We start from the raw sequence: 1,172 nt of genomic DNA, 5'->3' as shown, positions 1-1,172 counted from the left end.
CCGGGTGCGAGCATGACGGTGCCCCCGGGCGTTTGCGCGAAGGCGGGCTGTGGGTTATGGGGCCGCAGCATGAAAAAACGGGCAACTGTGCAGTAATCCAGCAGGGGAACTGCGGACGGATAATTCTTGCATGCCTCAAGGAACGGTGTGAGGAATTCATAGGGGACGTTCTGTTCGGGGTAGGCGGCAAAGCTGTTCCCGATATAGTAATTGAAGAGATCGATGACGGGCTTTCTGTCCTGTTCCGTGATGGGGCTGAAGGTGACGGGCAATGAAGTCATGGTGTTCTCCCACACTGGTTTGTGTGAAATAGTATAGCATCTAAACTATTAAATATTCCCTGAATATCAGAGCGGTCACTTACACAGGTGCACGGTCTTCTTTCTGGAGAGTTTCGGTTATCCTGCACCGGGTCTTTGGGCAGTCATCGAAGACATTCTCCAGCTGCCGCAGGAGCCGGTAGATAGGTATCCGGGCATCCGGGTTCATCCCACCAATTTCCCGTGCGATCCGTTCGTTTACGATCGCATGGTATGCCCGGTGCCAGTCATACGCCCTCCTGCCGGCACGGGTGAGGCTGATGAGGACTGTCTTGTTGTTTCCTTCCCGGTTAACCCGTTCAAGGTACCCTTTCTCTTCCAGTTTCTTTGCCGTCTGGGAGATGGCTCCCTTCGTGATGCCGAGACGCACCGCAAGGGAGGACAGGCTTTCTTCCGGGAAACGTCCGGCCATGTCGATCAGGTGGACCTCCGAAGTATACAGGAGGATGCCGTCACCGGTGTCAACGGGTTCGCGTTCAATGGCCGCGGCCTTGTTGAAGAGCCGGGTGAGGGTGTCCATGATCTCTTCAGCGGGGACGTCACCATCGACCGGAGATAGATCGTTTAGCATCTATACTACTGTATACGGCAATGGAGAAAAGAGCATGGATGTGGGTGAACTGTGATATTTGGCTGACGGGAGCATTTTGTTGAATCTGGTCGCAGGTGTTCAACAGAGCAAAAAATCCTTAAAGATAGAAATCTGCGAAAAATTCTCAATTAAGTTAATTCGAAGAACACCGGTGTGTTCTTCTCTTCTCTCTGGATTGGCGGGGTCGAAGACCTCGACAAGCTGCAGGGAGACGCTAGTCGACCTTCCGGTCGGATGACCTTCGAGAATTTAAATAAGTA

Annotated in this window: 1 protein-coding gene and 1 pseudogene; both read right to left on the bottom strand. The window is 52.7% G+C overall.

The genetic code is table 11. The features are described 5' to 3' along the window. Window positions 1-281, bottom strand: a pseudogene (locus CW742_RS14140) (N-acetyltransferase); the annotation flags it as partial. A gap of 79 nt (window positions 282-360) precedes the next feature. Beyond that, the gene (locus tag CW742_RS14135) at window positions 361-891 is read right to left on the bottom strand and encodes a MarR family transcriptional regulator (RefSeq protein ID WP_292421472.1); all 531 of its coding nucleotides are present in this window, start codon (window positions 889-891) and stop codon (window positions 361-363) included. Window positions 892-1,172 lie beyond the last annotated feature (281 nt).

Source organism: Methanoregula sp., from assembly GCF_002835825.1.
GTDB lineage: Archaea > Halobacteriota > Methanomicrobia > Methanomicrobiales > Methanospirillaceae > Methanoregula.
Note: the sequence above shows the minus strand (reverse complement) of the source record. Positions and strands in the feature narration are given on the sequence as shown.

What these genes read in the sequence shown, in the direction of transcription:
- CW742_RS14135 (WP_292421472.1), bottom strand. Translation starts at nt 891, where the DNA reads ATGCTAAACGATCTATCTCCGGTCGATGGTGACGTCCCCGCTGAAGAG.